This is a genomic window from Streptomyces sp. NPDC096105, assembly GCF_044763335.1.
Taxonomy (GTDB): domain Bacteria; phylum Actinomycetota; class Actinomycetes; order Streptomycetales; family Streptomycetaceae; genus Streptomyces.
Genome location: NZ_JBIWGC010000005.1, coordinates 230141 through 247951, shown reverse-complemented (window position 1 = coordinate 247951; position 17811 = coordinate 230141). Strand labels below are relative to the sequence as shown.

The 17811-nt window shown below is 75.0% G+C and carries 17 protein-coding genes and 6 tRNA genes; 9 read left to right on the top strand and 14 right to left on the bottom strand.

What is annotated here, in order from left to right:
* Window positions 1–296: 296 nt before the first annotated feature.
* Window positions 297–368 (bottom strand) — tRNA-Val (locus ACIQ8B_RS11205).
* A 79-nt stretch (window positions 369–447) separates the two neighbouring features.
* Window positions 448–906, bottom strand: coding sequence for a TIGR02611 family protein (locus tag ACIQ8B_RS11200; protein ID WP_106415090.1), 459 nt, complete (start codon window positions 904–906; stop codon window positions 448–450).
* 191 nt (window positions 907–1097) lie between these two features.
* Between ACIQ8B_RS11200 and ACIQ8B_RS11195 the strand changes: the two genes are divergently transcribed.
* The gene (locus ACIQ8B_RS11195; RefSeq protein ID WP_004002642.1) at window positions 1098–1511 is read left to right on the top strand and encodes an SsgA family sporulation/cell division regulator; all 414 of its coding nucleotides are present in this window, start codon (window positions 1098–1100) and stop codon (window positions 1509–1511) included.
* Between the two features lie 787 nt (window positions 1512–2298).
* The gene (locus ACIQ8B_RS11190) at window positions 2299–2859 is read left to right on the top strand and encodes a CGNR zinc finger domain-containing protein (protein ID WP_106415089.1); all 561 of its coding nucleotides are present in this window, start codon (window positions 2299–2301) and stop codon (window positions 2857–2859) included.
* Window positions 2860–2944: 85 nt separating this feature from the next.
* Here ACIQ8B_RS11190 and ACIQ8B_RS11185 read toward each other — a convergent pair whose 3' ends face one another.
* On the bottom strand, window positions 2945–3097 hold the full coding sequence (locus ACIQ8B_RS11185) for a hypothetical protein (RefSeq protein WP_190004184.1): 153 nt from the start codon (window positions 3095–3097) through the stop codon (window positions 2945–2947).
* 149 nt (window positions 3098–3246) lie between these two features.
* Window positions 3247–3699 (bottom strand): hypothetical protein, encoded by a 453-nt coding sequence (locus tag ACIQ8B_RS11180; RefSeq protein WP_290004390.1) that lies wholly within the window; start codon window positions 3697–3699, stop codon window positions 3247–3249.
* Between the two features lie 234 nt (window positions 3700–3933).
* Between ACIQ8B_RS11180 and ACIQ8B_RS11175 the strand changes: the two genes are divergently transcribed.
* A complete protein-coding gene (locus tag ACIQ8B_RS11175; protein ID WP_106415087.1) occupies window positions 3934–4458 on the top strand; it encodes a DsbA family protein in 525 nt (174 codons plus the stop codon).
* Window positions 4459–4490: 32 nt separating this feature from the next.
* Here ACIQ8B_RS11175 and ACIQ8B_RS11170 read toward each other — a convergent pair whose 3' ends face one another.
* Genes ACIQ8B_RS11170 through ACIQ8B_RS11160 form a run of 3 tightly spaced genes read right to left on the bottom strand, consistent with a single transcriptional unit; the run spans window position 4491 to window position 7238 of the window.
* A complete protein-coding gene (locus tag ACIQ8B_RS11170) occupies window positions 4491–5315 on the bottom strand; it encodes a GNAT family N-acetyltransferase (protein WP_403546509.1) in 825 nt (274 codons plus the stop codon).
* Between the two features lie 52 nt (window positions 5316–5367).
* Window positions 5368–6189, bottom strand: a complete 822-nt coding sequence (locus tag ACIQ8B_RS11165) for an aminotransferase class IV (RefSeq protein WP_290004393.1) — start codon at window positions 6187–6189, stop codon at window positions 5368–5370.
* Window positions 6186–7238, bottom strand: coding sequence for a chorismate-binding protein (locus ACIQ8B_RS11160; RefSeq protein ID WP_403546508.1), 1053 nt, complete (start codon window positions 7236–7238; stop codon window positions 6186–6188). The genes ACIQ8B_RS11165 and ACIQ8B_RS11160 overlap by 4 nt, the downstream gene beginning before the upstream one ends.
* 153 nt (window positions 7239–7391) lie before the next feature.
* Between ACIQ8B_RS11160 and ACIQ8B_RS11155 the strand changes: the two genes are divergently transcribed.
* The 5 genes from ACIQ8B_RS11155 to ACIQ8B_RS11135 all read left to right on the top strand — a co-directional run bounded on the left by ACIQ8B_RS11155 (window position 7392) and on the right by ACIQ8B_RS11135 (window position 7876).
* Window positions 7392–7464 (top strand) — tRNA-Gly (locus ACIQ8B_RS11155).
* A gap of 37 nt (window positions 7465–7501) precedes the next feature.
* Window positions 7502–7575: transfer RNA gene (locus ACIQ8B_RS11150), tRNA-Cys, on the top strand.
* Between the two features lies 1 nt (window position 7576).
* Window positions 7577–7648, top strand: a tRNA-Val gene (locus tag ACIQ8B_RS11145).
* 41 nt (window positions 7649–7689) lie between these two features.
* Window positions 7690–7761, top strand: a tRNA-Val gene (locus tag ACIQ8B_RS11140).
* A 43-nt stretch (window positions 7762–7804) separates the two neighbouring features.
* A tRNA-Val gene (locus tag ACIQ8B_RS11135) sits at window positions 7805–7876 on the top strand.
* 50 nt (window positions 7877–7926) lie between these two features.
* Here ACIQ8B_RS11135 and ACIQ8B_RS11130 read toward each other — a convergent pair.
* From ACIQ8B_RS11130 to ACIQ8B_RS11115, 4 genes are all read right to left on the bottom strand, one after another.
* Window positions 7927–8232 carry a zf-TFIIB domain-containing protein gene (locus tag ACIQ8B_RS11130; RefSeq protein WP_290004395.1) on the bottom strand — a complete coding sequence of 102 codons (306 nt, stop codon included), beginning with the start codon at window positions 8230–8232 and terminating at the stop codon, window positions 7927–7929.
* 100 nt (window positions 8233–8332) lie between these two features.
* Window positions 8333–9259 carry a phosphotransferase enzyme family protein gene (locus tag ACIQ8B_RS11125; protein ID WP_403546507.1) on the bottom strand — a complete coding sequence of 309 codons (927 nt, stop codon included), beginning with the start codon at window positions 9257–9259 and terminating at the stop codon, window positions 8333–8335.
* Window positions 9260–9431: 172 nt separating this feature from the next.
* Window positions 9432–9611, bottom strand: coding sequence for a hypothetical protein (locus ACIQ8B_RS11120; protein ID WP_106415082.1), 180 nt, complete (start codon window positions 9609–9611; stop codon window positions 9432–9434).
* Between the two features lie 197 nt (window positions 9612–9808).
* A complete protein-coding gene (locus ACIQ8B_RS11115) occupies window positions 9809–10084 on the bottom strand; it encodes a hypothetical protein (RefSeq protein ID WP_290004397.1) in 276 nt (91 codons plus the stop codon).
* A gap of 204 nt (window positions 10085–10288) precedes the next feature.
* Between ACIQ8B_RS11115 and ACIQ8B_RS11110 the strand changes: the two genes are divergently transcribed.
* A complete protein-coding gene (locus ACIQ8B_RS11110) occupies window positions 10289–11587 on the top strand; it encodes a serine/threonine-protein kinase (protein ID WP_106415080.1) in 1299 nt (432 codons plus the stop codon).
* Between the two features lie 199 nt (window positions 11588–11786).
* On the opposite strand, the gene ACIQ8B_RS11105 is transcribed toward ACIQ8B_RS11110, so the two are convergent.
* The 3 genes from ACIQ8B_RS11105 to cobT all read right to left on the bottom strand — a co-directional run bounded on the left by ACIQ8B_RS11105 (window position 11787) and on the right by cobT (window position 17756).
* Window positions 11787–12605, bottom strand: coding sequence for an RNA methyltransferase (locus tag ACIQ8B_RS11105; RefSeq protein WP_290004398.1), 819 nt, complete (start codon window positions 12603–12605; stop codon window positions 11787–11789).
* Window position 12606: 1 nt separating this feature from the next.
* A complete protein-coding gene (gene cobA, locus ACIQ8B_RS11100; RefSeq protein ID WP_106415078.1) occupies window positions 12607–13842 on the bottom strand; it encodes a uroporphyrinogen-III C-methyltransferase in 1236 nt (411 codons plus the stop codon).
* Between the two features lie 230 nt (window positions 13843–14072).
* On the bottom strand, window positions 14073–17756 hold the full coding sequence (gene cobT / locus ACIQ8B_RS11095) for a nicotinate-nucleotide--dimethylbenzimidazole phosphoribosyltransferase (protein WP_403546506.1): 3684 nt from the start codon (window positions 17754–17756) through the stop codon (window positions 14073–14075).
* Window positions 17757–17811: the final 55 nt, after the last annotated feature.

Below are 17811 nucleotides of genomic sequence, written 5' to 3'. Positions count from 1 at the left end.
ACGGAGGCCTCATGGGCGCGTCAATGATTCGGACAGGAATTGATGGCGGGCCCTCGCGGGGGCGTGGCGGCGGGCGCGTCCGGCGAAGATCCGGGCCGGGAGGGAAAGCGGCAGGTCCCCGCGCCCGCGACCGACCGGCCGAACAGCGCGGCGGCGGCCGCGGCGGGCCGCGCGGAAGGTCACGGTTGGGTGAACGCGGGCGAAGCGGAACGGCGTGAGGGCCGCAGCGGGAGCGCCCTGCCGCACACGACGAAGCGGTCCGGCTCACTGTCGGTGAGCCGGACCGCTTGATCCGGTGGGCGATACTGGGTTCGAACCAGTGACCTCTTCGGTGTGAACGAAGCGCTCTCCCACTGAGCTAATCGCCCGGGCGCAGGAAGAACATTACCCCATGTCAGGGGGTGCCCGTGACCACCGGGGACCGGGCGGCCCGACCCCCGGCGCCCGTCACTGGTCCTTGATCTTCCAGGGCATCTGCAGACCGAACTTCCACAGGTAGAAGCCGGCCAGCGCGGCCACGACCACCAGGCCGACCGAGGTCAGAATGATGTTGCGGCGCCGCACCTTGGGGTCCAGCGCCCGCTGGGCGGCCTCCGTGACCTTGCGCTTGGTCCAGCGCAGCACCAGCTGGGCCCAGACGAACTCGGTCGCCCAGATCGCCATGCCACCGAAGATCACGACCCACCCCGGACCGGGCAGCACCAGCATCAGCACGCCGGCCACCACCACGGCCAGACCGACGACGAACACCCCCACCTGCCAGCTCAGGTGCAGCGCGCGCCGCGCCTTCACGAATTCGGGCGCCCTCGACCCGAGCCCCCGCTCGTCCTGACGCTCGCTCTCGTCCACCGTCACCCCGTGGGCCGCGATCACGGCCTCGCCGGACTTGTTACTCCCCGTGTTCATGCAGCCCAACACTACCGGAGCCGAAGACGTCACCGGAACGGGCGCGGGGTCCGAACGATCTCTCGGCCGGAAGAGTTACGTAATCCCACGCAAAACACGCAGAGGGGTTTACAACGGCACCGTAGGTGGCATGTCGATTTCGCCGACGTGCGAATCCCCGAGCGCACACTGAGCGAAAGGCCCTGGCGCTTATGAACACCACGGTCAGCTGCGAGCTGCACCTGCGCCTCGTTGTGTCGAGCGAGTCCTCCCTGCCTGTCCCCGCAGGCCTGCGGTACGACACGGCCGACCCCTACGCCGTGCACGCCACCTTCCACACCGGAGCCGAGGAAACCGTCGAGTGGGTGTTCGCCCGCGACCTCCTCGCCGAGGGACTTCACCGCCCCACGGGCACCGGCGACGTCCGCGTCTGGCCGTCGCGCAGTCACGGCCAGGGCGTCGTGTGCATCGCCCTGAGCTCTCCGGAGGGGGAGGCCCTGCTGGAGGCCCCGGCACGGGCTCTGGAGTCCTTCCTGAAGCGCACCGACGCCGCCGTGCCGCCCGGCACGGAGCACCGGCACTTCGACCTCGATCAGGAGCTCTCGCACATCCTGGCGGAAAGCTAGGCGAGGCCCGCGAAGCCGCCCGGCGCCGTCGACTCGGGGTGACGGCTCGGGCCCGGACAGCCGCATACGGGACGCAGCCGCATACGGCTCACACACCGGCGCCGAGCCGCGGGTCGCCGCGGCTCGGCGCCGGTGTGCTGTGCGGGGCGCCGGGGCGCGGGCACGCCTGGCGTCGGAGGCGGGTGCCTGGTCGGGGCGGACGCGTGGCCACAGGGCTGCCCGGCATCATGTGTGCGCCGGGGCGGGGTGAGCGCGCGCCGAGGCGCATCCGCACCCGATCGAGGGCTGCCACGGGCGCGCCTGGAAGCGGGCCGACCGTCGGACCGGGCTGGGTGCGCGAGCGCGGGGGCCTGCGCACACCCGTGCGGCGCCGGAGGCACGGGGCGGTGCTGCCCGGCGTCGAGCATGCGCCCGCCCGTTCGAGGCCGGGCGCGGACGCGTCCGAGGGGCGTGCGCGCCGGCTCGGGGGCGTGGGCGATGGGAGACGGGTGCGCACGCCGGGTCCGGGCCGGAGGCGTGGGGCGCCGGGGGAACGGGGCGCGCGCAGCCGCCCGGGGGGACGACGCGTGGGTGGGCGCGGTGTCCTGCCAGGGCTGCCCGGGGCCGGGTGTGGGCGCGCCCGGAGGGTGTGGGCCGCGCACTCGGGAGGGCCCGGGAACCCGCGGGCGCCGTTCCGCGTTGGATTCGAAGCCATGTGCGGAGCAGGGAGGTGCGGGGTGCGCCGGAGCCATTACCATCGGCCACCATCGGCGGGCGCCCGCCCGACCCCCAGGCCAGGGAGCGAATCGTGCTGATCACCCATGACACCCGGTGCGCGCTGAGCACCGTGGTGGACCTGGTGAACACCGCACCGGAGGACGACGGGACACCGGACGGACTGCCGGACGTCCCGGCCCTCGACGCGTTCGTGCGGGACCACGAGGTCAGTGAGGTCGGGGTGCTCACCGAGTTCGACCTGGCCGCGGTGCGCAAGATCCGGGCGCGGTTCGCCGCGGTGTTCGCCGCCCCCGACGCCCGCAGCGCCGCCACGATGATCAACGAGCTGATCGCGGCCGCCGGCACCACGCCCCGGCTCACCGACCACGACGGCTACGACTGGCACGTGCACTACTTCGCCCCCGGCGCCTCCGTGGCCGATCATCTGGCCGCCGACTGCGGGATGGCGCTGGCGTTCTTCGTGGTCGCCGGCGAGCAGGAGCGCCTGCGTCGCTGTGAGGCGCCGGACTGCAGACACGCCTTCGTCGACCTGTCCCGCAACCGCTCGCGCCGCTACTGCGACAGCCGCACCTGCGGCAACCGGCTGCACGTGGCCGCCTACCGGGCGCGCCGCAAGGAGGCGGCGGGCTGACCGGTCCCGGCCGCCACGGACCGTCACCGCGGATGCCGGGCCGACGCGGCCCCGACGGGTGACGCCGGGGAACCGCGGGTACGGCTCACAGCCACAGCAGATCGTGCAAGGCGGCCGTGAGAAGCAGACACCCGATCACCGCCAGGAAGATCATCAGCGGTGGCTGGGATAGGGCGAAGAGGCATCCGCGCGGCTCGCCCTGCTGCGGCGCGGCATCGCTCTGTGTCGTGTCCAGCATCTCGCCGCGATGATGACGCATCGGACGGGCACGAGGCGATCAACACTCGGGCAGAGCACGCGCGCATGCGGAAAGCGCGGTCCACCGGTCAGAGCGTGATCATTTCCGAGCGGTCCGGGACCTCCTGTGACGCGTGCGGTCCCGGGCGGTCATATGCCGTGCTTCTTGAGGATGGCCTCGATGTCGCTGAAGTCGTCGTCCCCCTGGGCGGCCGGCGTCTGCTGCCGGGGCGCGGGGCGCTGCCCCCGGGACGACGTCTGTCCGAGGGCGGGCGCGGAGGCGCCCGGTGCCGTGGCGGCGGGGGCGGCCGTCTCCTGTGCCGCCTTGCGCTCCTTGCGGGTGCCGCCCCGCCGGCGCTCCACGGTGCGGGTCGTGGCGAACAGCACCCAGGACAGGCCCAGCAGGCCGAAGCCGACCCATGCCGTCGGGCTGAAGGCGGTGTCCGCGAGCCACTCGACGACGCCGGTCATCACCAGACCGAGCGGCACCAGCGCGTACGCGGCGATGCGGGTCGCGGTGAGGTAGCGCTTGCGGTAGGCCGTGACCACCGCGATACCCAGGCCCGCCGCGGCGACGGCGGAGCAGACGGTCTCGGCAATCATCCGGTCCTCCAGGGCAGCGTGCGTGCGGTCGCGAGCGGCTTCGTCCCTTCCATCCTGCACCCGCCGCACCCCGAGCGGCCATGCCCGGGGCGGACATCAGGGACATCTCCGGGTCACGGCTCCTCCGCAGGTGCCGGTCGGCACACACGTGAGGAATCTCCGGGCCGCGCTGGAGGACCCGGTGCGCGGGACCGGATTGGGTGGTGCCGGGCACCGGCTGGAAGACTGTGGCCCATGAACGACTCCTCCCCCGCCCGCTTCTCCGCCCCCGTCCTCGACGTGTGGTGCGAGCTGCAGTGCGCCGACTGCCGAACCGCCCTGGACGACCTCCGCGCCCTGCGGGCCCGGTACGGCGACCGGCTGGAGATCCGGCTGCGGCACTTCCCGCTGGAGAAGCACAAGCACGCCTTCGCCGCCGCCCAGGCCGCCGAGGAGGCGTGGGAGCAGGGCCGGGGCTGGGAGTACGCGGAGGCCGTGCTCGGCCGGGTCGAGGAGTTGGAGCGCCGGGGCGAGGCCGTCCTGGTCGAGACCGCCCGTGAGCTGGGTCTGGACGCCGACGAGGTCGACACCGCCCTGATCGACGGGCGGCACATCCTGGTGGTCGACGCGGACCAGGCCGAGGGCAAGGCGATCGGGGTGACCGGGACGCCGACGTACGTCATCGGCGGCGAGCGGCTCGACGGCGGCAAGAGCCAGGAGGGGCTGCGCGAGCGGATCGAGGAGATCGCGGACCGGCTGCTGGCCGGACAGGACGTCTGACCCACCGCCCCTGGCCCTGTCCGCCCCGGCGGCTACACCAGCGGCTTGTACAGCGAGTACCGCGTCGCGGTGTAGCCGAGCGAGTCGTGGAGCCGCTCGGCCGGGGTGTTGCCCGCGAACACGTTCAGGCCGATGGTCCGGTTGCCCGCGGCGGTCGCCTGCGCCTCGGCGAGGAGCATGAGGCTGCGCCCGTGGCCCCGGCCGCGGTGGGCGGGCGGCACCTCCACGTCGAACACGTACCCGCGCTCGCCGCGCACCGCGAGCCACAGTGTGCCGACCGCGGTCCCCTCGTGCTCGAGGACGCTGAGGACCATGTCCTCCGTGGCGAGGCCGTCGGGCAGCAGCGCCGCCTCGTCCGCGGCGGCCTTGGCCCGCGCCTCCGCCCCGGGCGCCCCGCGCCGCGCCCACTCCCGCGCGTAGTCCGCCGAGCTCTCGGCCCGCCAGGGACCGAACTCCTCCTCGGTCATGGGCCGGGCGCGGGCGCCGTCCGGCAGGGCGGGCGGGGTGTCGCTCAGGGCCTTCTCCATCGTCCGGCTGCGCACGACGTAGCCGAGCGCCACGGCGAGGGCGAGGGCGGCGCCCGGTCGGGCGGGGACGGTGGCCTCGACCCGGCGGCAGCCCCAGCCGCGGGCCACCTCCTCCGCCGCGAGGGCGGCCACCGTGCCCCGGCCGCGCCGCCGGTCCGGTTCGTCGATGCGCAGATCGACGATCCGCGCCACGGCGTCGCCGAAGACGGGGTCCGTGCCGAGGCGCACCTCCCCCACGGGACGGCTGTTCACACAGACGTGGAAGTGACGCGAACGCGTCCCGTCGGGGTTCCGCTGAAGCGGCTCGGTCGGCCGCAGGGTGGTCGTCATCACGGGTGTTCTACCCCGCGGAACCCCCTGCCTCAGCCGGTTTTCCGGCCCTTCACGGGTCGATGTCCGCCGCGGACCGCTCCTCGAAGACGCGCAGGGCCTTGGCCGTCACCGGGCCGGGGACGTCGGACAGTTCGCGGTCGTCGACGCGGTGCACCGCCTGCACGTCGCGCAGGGTGGAGGTGAGGAAGATCTCGTCGGCCTCCCGCAGGACGTCCAGCGGCAGGTCGGTCTCCTTGGCCCCGGTCCACTCGGCGACCAGCTCGCGGGTGATGCCCGCGAGGCAGCCGGAGGAGAGCGGCGGGGTGTGGAGTTCGCCGTCGAGGACGACGAAGACGTTCGACCCGGTGCCCTCGCAGAGCTGTCCGACGGTGTTGCCGAACAGCGCCTCGGTGGCGCCCTGTTCGTGGGCGCGGGCGAGGGCGACGACGTTCTCGGCGTACGAGGTGGTCTTCAGGCCGGTGAGCGCGCCGCGTTCGTTGCGGGTCCAGGGCACGGTGACGACGGCCGTGGTGTCCGGGCGGCGGGTGGTCCCGCCGAGGGCGACCACGAGGGTCGGGCCCTGGTCGCCGCGGTCGGAGCCGAGCGGGCCGTGTCCGCCGGTGTAGGTGAGGCGCAGCCGGCCGAGCGGCACGGGGTTGGCCTCGAGGACGGCGGCGCAGGCGCGGCGGACCTCGTCCAGGTCGGGGTCGGGCAGTCCGAGGCCCCGGGCCGAGCGGGTCAGCCGGTCGAGATGCCGGGTGAGGGCGAACGGCCGGCCGTCCACGGCCTTCACCGTCTCGAAGATGCCGTCGCCCACGGTCAGTCCGTGGTCGAAGACGGAGACGCGGGCGGACTCGGAGTCCCGCAGCGCGCCGTCGAGCCAGATCTTCACGTCCGGATCCTTTCGCTCACCTGGTACGTCCCCGACGCTACCGCGAGCAGCCGGGAGGCCTTCAGCTCGGTCTCCCGCCACTCCCCCTCGGGGTCGGAACCCCAGGTGATGCCGGCGCCGGTGCCGAACCGCAGTACGGCCCGGCCGTCCGCGTCCCGGTCGATCCAGAAGGTGCGGATGCCGACGGCGAGCACGCCGGTGCCGCGGTCGGCGTCGACCCAGCCGATCCCCCCGCAGTACGGGCCGCGCGGCGCGGTCTCCAGCGCCTCGATGATCCGCAGCGCGCTGGACTTGGGCGCCCCGGTGACGGAGCCGGGCGGGAAGGCGGCGCGCAGCAGTCCGGGCCAGCCCTCGCCCTCGCGCAGCTCGCCGCGGACCGTGGACACGAGGTGGACCAGGCCCGGGTGCTTCTCGACGGCGCAGAGGTCGGGGACCGTGACCGTGCCGGTGGCGCAGACCTGTCCGACGTCGTTGCGGACCAGATCGACGATCATGACGTTCTCGGCGTAGTCCTTCTCCAGCAGGTCCGCCTCGGTGCGGCCGGTGCCCTTGATCGGCCCGGACTCCACGACCCGGCCCTCCCGGCGGAGGAACAGCTCGGGCGAGGCGGTGGCGATCTCCACGCCGTGCCGCGGCAGCCGAATCGTTCCTGCGTACGGCGCCGGGTTGCCGCGGGCCAGCAGGGCGGTGAGGGCGTCCACGTCGGCCTCCGGGGGCGCCGGCGCGGACAGGACGCGGCAGAGGTTCGCCTGGTAGACCTCGCCCGCCGCTATGCGGTCGCGGATCCGGCGCACCGCCGCCGTGTACGCGGCGCGGTCCAGGGAGGAGGTCCAGTCGCCGGCCGCCGGTCCCCGCCAGGCGCCCGGTGCCGGGGGCGGCACGGGCTCGTCCCGGACGTCCCGGAACCGGGCGCAGGTCAGACGCCCCTCGAAGTCGGCGGCGACGGCCCAGAAGCCCGTGGAGTCGAGGGCGGCGGGGTCGTCGGTGACGTCGGCGAGGCCGGTGGCGACGCGGTCACCGAAGCGCGCGAGAGGTGGCAGGTCGAGCACGCCACGAGTCTATGGCGGGGGCGCACGGGTGACGTGACCACGTCTGTGAGCAGGCGCAGCGCAGCACGCTGCGCAAACGGGTTTTTGTACTGGCCCCGGAATCCGCTAGAGTTCAGTTCGTCGCCGGGACGCGCAAGCGGACCGAAACGACAGGCGGACGTAGCTCAGTTGGTAGAGCGCAACCTTGCCAAGGTTGAGGTCGCGAGTTCGAGCCTCGTCGTCCGCTCGAAGGAAGAGGGGGCTTCCCGGTCCCCTACACTCCTGGTGGAGTGGCCGAGAGGCGAGGCAACGGCCTGCAAAGCCGTCTACACGGGTTCAAATCCCGTCTCCACCTCCAAGGACGATTAGCTCAGCGGGAGAGCGCTTCCCTGACACGGAAGAGGTCACTGGTTCAATCCCAGTATCGTCCACTGGATCTTCGGTCTTCGAGAGATCATCGAAGTTCCGGCCCGCGCGATTAGCTCAGCGGGAGAGCGCTTCCCTGACACGGAAGAGGTCACTGGTTCAATCCCAGTATCGCGCACGCAGTGCCCATGATCCGCTCCGCGGAGCGGTCATGGTCCCGAGGACGATTAGCTCAGCGGGAGAGCGCTTCCCTGACACGGAAGAGGTCACTGGTTCAATCCCAGTATCGTCCACACGGCTCGAAGCCCCCGGTCCGGCGACCGGGGGCTTCGTCGTGTGCCCGTCAGCTCGAGAAGAGCATGTGCCCGAAGCTCTTGTGACGGCGGTGGCCGTGGTGACCCCCGTGTGGCGCGCCCCACGCCGGGGCCTGCGGTGCCGCGGGCGGGTAGGCCTGGGGTGCGGCGGGCGGGTAGGCCTGGGGTGCGGCGGGCGGGGGCGGGGCGGGCTGCGACCACTGGGACTCGAGCCGGGTCAGTGCCTCGAGCTCGCCGTAGTCGAGGAAGATCCCCTTGCACCCGCTGCACTGCTCGATCTGGACACCGTTGCGGTTGTACGTGTGCATGGGGGCACGGCACTTCGGACACTGCATCTTCGGTTCAACTCCTCGCCGGTCGTACCTGCGTCGCCTGTCGCCTGGACAGACTCCGTCCGGCTGTGCGCCGGTTGCACCTCACGTCGGGGAATTCCTCTCAGTCCGCCGGGGCGGCGGCCGGTACGGACCGCATGCGCGCGCAGGCGTCGACCAGCCACTCCTCCACCTCGTCCAGGGGCCGGCCCGCCGCGGCCGCCTCGGTGACGGCGCGGGCGGCGGTCTGCGCGGTGAGGGCACGGGCCGGGACGTCCAGCGCCGGCCAGGGATCGCCGTCGGGCGGTACGGCCGGACCGCCGGCGGCGCGGTAGGCGGCCAGGAAGCGGTGCCAGGCGTCGGGGTCGAGCATTCCCACGGCGTACCAGGCGGCGGGGCGTGCCAGGTCCCAGACCGGCGGGCCCGCGCCGACGTCGTCCACGTCGATCAGCAGCCACGGGCCGCCCGGGGCGGGGTCGCGTATCAGCTGGCCGAGGTGGAAGTCGCCGTGGCAGAGGCGTACCGGGCCCGGCGCGGGCGCCTCGCCACGGGCCCAGGGCGGGAGGTCCGCCCAGGCGTCCAGCACGGGGGCGGCGGCAGGGTGGCGCGGGGCGAGGCCCCGGAGGAGCGCGACGGCGCGGGCGGCCTTCTCGGGTCCGCGCGCGGGGGGCACGGTCTCGGGGAGCGAGGCGTTGTGGAGGCGGGCGAGGAGGACGGCCGCCTGCTCCCAGGGGGCGGCGTCCGGGTCGTCCGGGTCCACGGGCGTGCCGTACGGCCAGTACGTGACCGGGCGGCCGTGCAGTTCGGCGGGGGCCGGGGCGAGCGGGGGAAGCAGCACGCCGGGGAGGCGGGCGGCGACGGCGAGGCGGAGTGCCAGTGCGGCGGGGTCGGTGCCGGGGGCGTGCGCCTTGGCCACGGCGCCGGCGTGCCGGACGACGGTGGTGTCCTCGCGGTGGGCGAGGGTGGCGGCGGTGCAGGGGCAGGCGGCATCGCGGGCGTGGGCCGCCTCCGTGGCGCGGGCGGTCAGGGCGGGGAGGAGGTCCTCGGTCACGGGGTGAGGCTACGCGGGCCCCGCGGGCGTGTTCCGGGCGCCGGGGAAAAGCGATGCCGGCGCAGCTCCCCAGCTGCGCCGGCATCTTGCCGTCCGCCGCACCCCCGTCCCCACGGGGTTTCATGGGCGGATGTCCCCGCCCGGACCGCTCTTCCGGGCCTGGGTCGCTCGATCAGCGCCCCAGCATCTCGCCCACGGACGACGCCTGTGTGGTCACCGTCTCCCACCCGTCGAAGACGAGGAGGAGCAGGACCGCCAGGGGGAGGGCCATCAACGTCGCCACCAGCGGGTGCCGGCGGTCCTTGCCGCGATCCCGCGTGCGGAGCAGCGTCCGCGGTGCCGTGTACGCCATGGCCCCTCTCCTGACCGTTTCTGTTGTCTGTGGCAGCGGCGGGCGTCCGGCCTCGGGGGACGAGTGCTGCACCCGCCGCTCGACCTCAAATCTAGGGGCCCCGGGCTTCCCCCACGTCATGCCCTCGTACCGAATGGCGGGCCTCCGCGAGGATGAGCGGGCCGCCGCGCCGTACTCCCCTGGGTGGAGACGGCGTCCTACGCCTCGGGGACATCCCCGAGGGGACGGCCGCCGCGGCCGGCTCCCTCCGAGGCGTCCCGGCGGGGGACGGGCTGCTCCACCAGGGCGAGCACCCGGTTCGCCATGAAACGCGCGGTGCGCACCACAGCGCCGGTTCGGGTGACTTCACTCACTTCCACCACCCCTCGTCGCACCGCCGTCTCCACCCTGCGGCCCGCCCGCGAGGCCACCACCTCGTACGTACGCGTCGTGTCCCCCGCGTCCACGACGATCTCGACCCGGTCACCCTTCACGCGATCAATCCCCCTTCACCGTCGAGTGGTTGGGACCGGCCTGTCGCGCCCTCGCACAAACGCAGCCTGCTCACCCGTCCCCTGACCACTCTTCAAGTCTCCCACCGGCCACTGACAATCCGTCGAGCGGAGAGGGCGCGGCCTCTGCGCACGGACGGCTGTGGAAACGTAAGCTGTGGCACGTCACAGGACCGGGCAGCGGGGATGAACATGGCGATGATGCGCCTGAGGCGCGAGGACCCGCGCGTCGTCGGCTCTTTCAGGCTTCACCGACGGCTCGGCGCGGGCGGGATGGGCGTGGTCTATCTGGGCTCCGACAAGAAGGGGCAGCGGGTCGCGCTGAAGGTCATCCGCCCCGATCTCGCGGAGGACCAGGAGTTCCGCTCACGGTTCGCCCGCGAGGTCTCGGCGGCCCGTCGCATCCGCGGCGGCTGCACGGCCCGGCTGGTCGCCGCCGACCTGGAGGCCGACCGTCCCTGGTTCGCCACCCAGTACGTGCCGGGGCCGTCGCTGCACGACAAGGTCGCCGACGAGGGTCCGCTGAGCGCCGCCGAGGTGGCGGCCGTGGGCGCGGCGCTCTCCGAGGGGCTGGTGGCGGTGCACGAGGCGGGTGTGGTGCACCGGGACCTCAAGCCGTCCAACATCCTGCTGTCCCCCAAGGGGCCGCGGATCATCGACTTCGGCATCGCCTGGGCCACGGGCGCGTCGACGCTCACGCACGTCGGCACGGCGGTCGGCTCGCCCGGCTTCCTCGCCCCCGAGCAGGTGCGCGGCGCGGCCGTCACTCCGGCGACGGACGTGTTCTCGCTGGGCGCCACGCTCGCGTACGCGTCGATGGGCGACTCGCCCTTCGGACACGGCAGTTCCGAGGTGATGCTGTACCGCGTCGTGCACGAGGAGGCCCAGCTGCAGGGTGTCCCGGACGCGCTGGCCCCGCTGGTGCGGGCCTGTCTGGCGAAGGACCCCGAAGAGCGGCCGAGCACGCTGCAGCTGTCGCTGCGGCTCAAGGAGATCGCCGCGCGGGAGGCGCAGGGCCTCGCCGACGTCCGGCCGCCCGCGCCGCGCACCCCCGAGTCCGAGCGGACGGGCGGGCGGCTCGCGGACACCTACCCCGAGCGGGACGCGCGCCGGCAGGGCGGGCGGGCCACTCCCCCGCGCGGCGGCTCCGCGGCACGCGGCTCCGGGTCCCGGGGCGGCGGCCCGTCGTCCTCGCGGGGCGGCAGGCGCGTACCCCCGTCGCGGGGCGGGGGGTCCGGGCGGAGCGGGGCGCCCCGTCAGGGCACGCCGGCCCGCCCGAAGCCGCGTACCGGCACGTCGTCCCGGGGCGCCACCCGGCCCGGCACCGGCACCGGCAGTCGCCGTCCGGCGCCCCGGCCGACCGGGTCCGGCCTGCGCCCGGCCAATCCGCGCCTGCTCAGGCAGCGGTTGTTCGTGTTCGTGGTGGTGACGCTGATGGTGGCGTTCGGCATCGCGCTGGTGCAGGGGTGCCAGGGGTCTGCCTGAGCGGGTGAGCGGGCGACGGGGCGGCCCGCGCGTCACGCGGGGCGGTGGTCGCCGACCCGGCCGGCGGGGGCCGCTGACCCGTTGAGCGGGGCGGGGCCGCTGCCGCCAAGAGGCGGGGCCGCTCCCCCGGCAGACGTGCCCGGCTCCCTGCCCCGCCCACAGGGACGGAGCCGCGGACCCGGCCGAAGAGGCGGCCCCGTCACTCCTGCGGGCGGCCCGCCGTCACCGCGTAGAAGGCGACCGCGGCCGCCGCGCCCACGTTGAGGGAGTCCACGCCGTGGGACATCGGGATGCGTACCCATGCGTCGGCGGCGGACAGGGCGCGGGGGGACAGGCCGGTGCCCTCCGCGCCGAGCATCAGTGCCACCCGCTCCATCCGGTGCGGGGCCGCCTCGTCGAGGGAGCGGGCCCGCTCGTCAGGGGTGAGAGCGAGCACGGTGAAGCCCGCCTCCCGGAGCGACGCCAGGTCCTTCGGCCAGGTTTCCAGGCGGGCGTACGGCACGGAGAAGACGGCGCCCATGGAGACCTTGACGCTGCGGCGGTACAGCGGATCGGCGCAGTCCGGGGAGAGCAGTACCGCGTCCATGCCGAGGGCGGCAGCCGAGCGGAAGATCGCACCGATGTTGGTGTGGTCGTTGACCGACTCCATGACGACGACGCGGCGGGCCGTGCGGAGCACCTCGGCGGCCTCGGGCAGGGGCCGGCGCTGCATGGAGGCGAGCGCGCCGCGGTGCACGTGGTAGCCGGTGACCTGCTCGGCGAGCGCGGGCTCCACGACGTACACCGGGGCGTCGGTGCGGTCGACGACGTCCTTCATGACGTCGACCCACTTCCGCGACAGCAGCATGGAACGCATGGCGTAACCGGCGTCCCCGGCGCGGCGGACGACCTTCTCGCCCTCGGCGATGAACAGGCCCTCGGCGGGTTCGCGGCGGCGGCGCAGTTCGACGTCCGTGAGGTCGGTGTAGTCGTGCAGGCGCGGGTCGGCGGGGTCGTCGACGGTGATGATCTCGCCCATGTCAGGCAGCCGTCCCGTCCGGGCCCACGGCCACGACGTCGCCGATCACGATGACCGCCGGCGGCTTCACGTCCTGGGCGACGACGGTCTCGGCGACCGTGGCGAGGGTGGCGTCGACGCGGCGCTGGGCGGCGGTGGTGCCCTCCTGGACCAGGGCGACCGGGGTGTCCGGTGACCTGCCGTGCGCCACGAGGGTCTCGGCGATCCGCCCTATCTTGTCGACGCCCATGAGGACCACCAGGGTGCCGGTCAGCTTGGCCAGCGAGGGCCAGTCGACCAGGGAGCGCTCGTCGTCGGGCGCGACGTGGCCGCTGACCACGGTGAACTCGTGGGCGACCCCGCGGTGGGTCACGGGGATGCCGGCCGCGCCCGGCACGGAGATGGAGCTGGAGATGCCGGGGACGACGGTGCAGGGGATGCCGGCCTCGGTGAGGGCGTGCAGTTCCTCCATGCCGCGGCCGAAGACGTAGGGGTCGCCGCCCTTCAGGCGGACCACCGACTTGCCCTGCTTGGCGTGCTCGATCAGCGCGTCGTTGATGGCCTCCTGGGCCATGTAACGGCCGTACGGGATCTTCGCCGCGTCGATCACCTCGACGTGCGGGGGGAGCTCGGCGAGCAGGTCGCGCGGGCCGAGCCGGTCGGCGATGACCACGTCGGCCTCGGCGAGCAGGCGGCGGCCGCGCACGGTGATGAGGTCCGGGTCGCCGGGGCCGCCGCCGACAAGGGCGACGCCCGCGGTGCGGGTGCGGTGGTGCGGGGCGACGAGGGTGCCGTCGCGCAGGCCCTCGACGACGGCGTCGCGAACGGCCGCGGTGTGCCGGGGGTCGCGTCCGCGCGCGTCGGTGGTGAGCACGGCGACGGTGACGCCCTCGCTGGAGCCGGTCGCGGGGGTCCACGCCGTCGCGGCGTCGGCGTCGTCGGAGCGGACGCACCAGACGCGGTGGTTCTCCGCCTCGGCGGAGGCGGCCGTGTTGGCGTCGGGGTCGCTGGTGGCGATCAGCGCGTACCAGGCGTCGGCGAGGTCGCCCTCGGCGTAGGGGCGGCGGTGCCAGGTGATCTCACCGGCGTCCGCCATCGCCTCCACGGAGGGGGTCGCCTCCGGCGACACGAGGTGGACGTCGGCGCCCGCCTTGATCAGGGCGGGGAGGCGCCGCTGGGCGACCTGGCCGCCGCCGAGGACGACGACCCGGCGTCCGGTGAGGCGGAGGCCTACGGGGTAGGGCGGGTGTTCGGCCATCAGCTGGGGCTCCTCGGACGAGCGATGGGTCAGCGGGCACGCTGCGGCGTCGGAGCGGGCCTGACGTGGCATTTTATGCCCGTGGGCGGCGGGGGCGGGGCGGGTCCGGGGAGTGGGACGTGTCTCACCGAGGGCTTGCGCCGGCCCCTGCCCCGCAGACCTGCGGGACTGCCGGGGACGGCGTCCCCGCGCGCCCGGCGCCGACGAGGGCGGGCGGGGACGTCCGGCCGTTACTTCTCGGTCACGCCCGCCGAGTCGAACGTGGCGACCTCGTGCATGGCCCGTGCCGTGCTCTGCACGAGCGGCAGCGCGAGCAGCGCGCCCGTGCCCTCGCCGAGGCGCAGGTCGAGGTCGACCAGCGGGCGGAGGCCCAGCTTGTTGAGCGCGGCCACGTGGCCGGGCTCCGCGCTGCGGTGGCCCGCGATGCAGGCCGCGAGGACCTCCGGCGCGATGGCCCGGGCGACCAGCGCGGCGGCCCCGGCGCTGACGCCGTCCAGGATCACCGGCGTCCGCAGCGACGCGCCGCCGAGCAGCAGGCCGACCATGGCCGCGTGTTCGAAACCGCCGACCGCGGCCAGCACGCCGAGGGGGTCGGACGGGTCCGGCTGGTGCAGCTCCAGGGCGCGGCGCACGACGTCGGTCTTGCGGGCGAGCGTCTCGTCGTTGATGCCGGTGCCCCGGCCGGTGACCTCGGCCGGGTCCGCGCCGGTGTAGACGGAGATGAGGGCCGCGGACGCCGTGGTGTTCGCGATGCCCATCTCACCGGTGAGCAGCGCCTTGTTGCCGGCCGCGACCAGGTCGCGGGCCGTCTCGATGCCCACCTCGACGGCCTGCTTGGCCTCCTCGCGGGTCATCGCGGGCCCGGTGGTCATGTCGGACGTGCCGGCGCGGATCTTGCGCGGCAGCAGTCCGGGCGTGGCCGGCAGGTCGGAGGAGACGCCCACGTCGATCACGCAGACCTCGGCGCCGACCTGGGCGGCGAAGGCGTTGCACACCGCTCCCCCGCCGAGGAAGTTGGCGACCATCTGGGCGGTGACCTCCTGCGGCCAGGGCGTGACGCCCTGGGCGTGCACCCCGTGGTCGCCGGCGAAGACCGCGACGGCCGCGGGCTCCGGGATCGGCGGCGGGCACTGCCGGGACAGTCCCGACAGCTGGGCGGAGATGATCTCCAGCATGCCGAGCGCTCCGGCCGGCTTCGTCATGCGCTTCTGGCGCTCCCACGCCTCGCCGAGCGCCTTGGCGTCCAGCGGGCGGATCTGCGCGACGGTCTCGGCAAGCAGGTCGTGGGGGTCCTCTCCGGGCAGGGCGCGACGGCCGTACGTCTCCTCGTGCACCACCCAGGACAGGGGGCGGCGCTTGGACCAGCCGGCCTGCATCAGCTCGGGCTCGTCCGGGAATTCGTCGACGTAGCCGACGCACAGGTAGGCGACGACCTCCAGGTGCTCGGGCAGGTCCAGGGCGCGGACCATCTCGCGCTCGTCGAAGAAGCTGACCCAGCCGACGCCGAGGCCCTCGGCCCGGGCGGCGAGCCAGAGGTTCTCCACGGCGAGCGCGGAGGAGTACGGCGCCATCTGCGGCTGGGTGTGCCGGCCGAGGGTGTGGCGGCCGCCGCGGGTGGGGTCGGCGGTGACGACGATGTTCACCGGGGTGTCGAGGATGGCCTCGATCTTCAGTTCCTTGAACTGCTTGGCCCGGCCCTTGGGGAGCGTCTTGGCGTAGGCCTCGCGCTGGCGCATGGCCAGTTCGTGCATCCGGCGCCGGGTCTCCTCGGAGCGGATGACGACGAAGTCCCAGGGCTGTGAGTGGCCGACGGAGGGCGCGGTGTGGGCGGCCTCCAGGACCCGGAGGAGCACCTCGTGCGGGATGGGGTCGCCGCGGAAGCCGTTGCGGATGTCCCGGCGCTCGCGCATGACCTTGAGCACGGCCTCGCGCTCGGCGTCGGCGTAGCCGGGGGCGGGCGGTCCGGCCGGCTCCGCCTCCGGCGCGGGCCCGGGTTCGACTCCGGCGCCCTGGGTGTCCAGGTCGTCGGCGTTCTGCGCGACCTCGGCCTCGGCGTCGGCGGCGGGCGCGGGCGGGACGACGACGGCGGCCGCCCGGGCGTCGGCGGCGGGCGCGGGGCTCTCCGCGGGCGCGGCTTCCGGTGCGGTGGCCCCGGCGGGCGCGGACCCGGCGGTTCCGTCCTCGGGGAGGGTCACGCCCTGCGGCGGGGTGGGAGCGAGGCGGGGCGCGGTGGGCACGGTGCCGTCCACGGGGACGAACCGGCCCAGCGGCTGGTCCGCCTCGGGCTCGGGCGGCAGGGCGCCGGGGAGCGGGGTCGCGTGCGCGGGCGTCCGTTGGGGGTCCGGCACTGCCTCGGGAGCGGGCGTGGGCTCCGGGGCCGCCTGGGGCTCGGGGGAAGCCGCGGTCCCCGGGGCGGCCGATGCGGGCTCGGGAGCCGCCGGGACCTCCGAAGGGGCCGGTTCGGGGGCCACCTCGGTGGCCGGCTCCGCCGTCGGGGCCTCGGCCTCCGGCGCGGGGGCCCGGTCCGGGGCCGGGGAGGGCTCGGTCGCCGGGGCCTCGGCGGCCGGTACGGCGGTGTCGGGGGCGTCCGCTGCCGGGGCCCCGGGCGTCTCCCCGTCCTGCGTCGCGACGGCGTCCTGCACCGGCGCGGTCCCGGGCGCCTCCGGTGCCGGGACGGCCTCGGGCGCGGCGGCCTCCGCGACGGCCACGGGGGTCCCCTGCGGTGCGACGGGGGCCCCTTGCGATGCGTCGGCGCCGGCCTGGGCGTCGGCGTCCGGCGTACCGGCGTCCTCGTCGGCGCCGGCCTGCGGCTCGGCCGACTGCGGCACCGCGGCCTCGGCGGCAGCCGTCCGGGCGGCGTCGTCCTGTCCGTCCCCCGCGACGGCCTCCGGGGCACGGGTCTGCTCGGGCACGGCCACCGCCGCGCCGGCGTCCTGCGCCTCCTGGGCCACCGGGGCGTCGGCCTCCGAAGCCCGGGACTCCTGGACCACGGCCTCCTGCGGCACCTCCGCGCCACCGTCCGCCGCCTCCGGGGCAGGCGCGTCCCATGCCTCACCGGGGTCGGTCACGACAGCACTCGGCATCTCGGCGGCCTCGCCGTCTTCCGGCGTCACCGGCCCCCGCGCACCGGCCTCCGGGGCCACAGCCCCGTCCGCCTGCCTGGCAGCCTCCGGCGCCTCACCCGGAGCGGCGTCCACCGGCGCGGACACACCCGCGTCGCCGGACACACCCGCGTCGCCGGGCGCGCCCGGCCCCGGCACCACCGGCGTGCCGTGCTCGCCGTACGCGGCCGCAGGCGTCTGCTCGCCCTCGGCGGCGACCGCCGTGCCGACCGCCTGCGTGGTGACCCGGGCGACGGCCGCCTGGGCCGCGTCCACGGGCTGCGCGACCGGAGCCGCCGTGCCCGCCGTGCCCTGGGCCGCCCACGGCGCGGCCTGCGGGGCCGCGGCTTCGCGGGCGCGCGGGGCGTCGAGGTGCTCGGGGCCGGGCGCCGGCGGACCCGGCTGGCGGGCCGGCAGGTCGGCGGGGCCGCGGTCGGCGAGGGAGCGGACCGGGCTCGCGGACAGGTCGGGCAGCGGCGGGCCGAGGTGCAACGGACGGCTCGGCACGGCCGGGGCGGGCGCAGGCGCCTGCTGCGGCGGCTCGGGCGGGCGGACGCCGCCGAGGCCCACGGAGCCGCGGCCGTCCGTGTCGTGCGGGCCCGGCTGGTGGACGGTCTCGACGACCGGGGCGGGCGCGGGCGGAGCGATCTCGTTGCCCCAGGCGCCCTGCGCACCGGGCAGCAGCAGGTCTTCGTCCTCGGCGGGACCGTCGGAGAGGTAGGCGTACGTGTCCGGCGCGGGGACGCCCGGCTGTTCCACCCTGCCTGCGTTCTCCGGCAGTCCCTCGCCCGGGACCTGGCCGGTGTCGGTCATGCGTACCCCTCGCCCATCGGTTAGTGCTCCTACGACCAGCTCACCCGGAACGGCG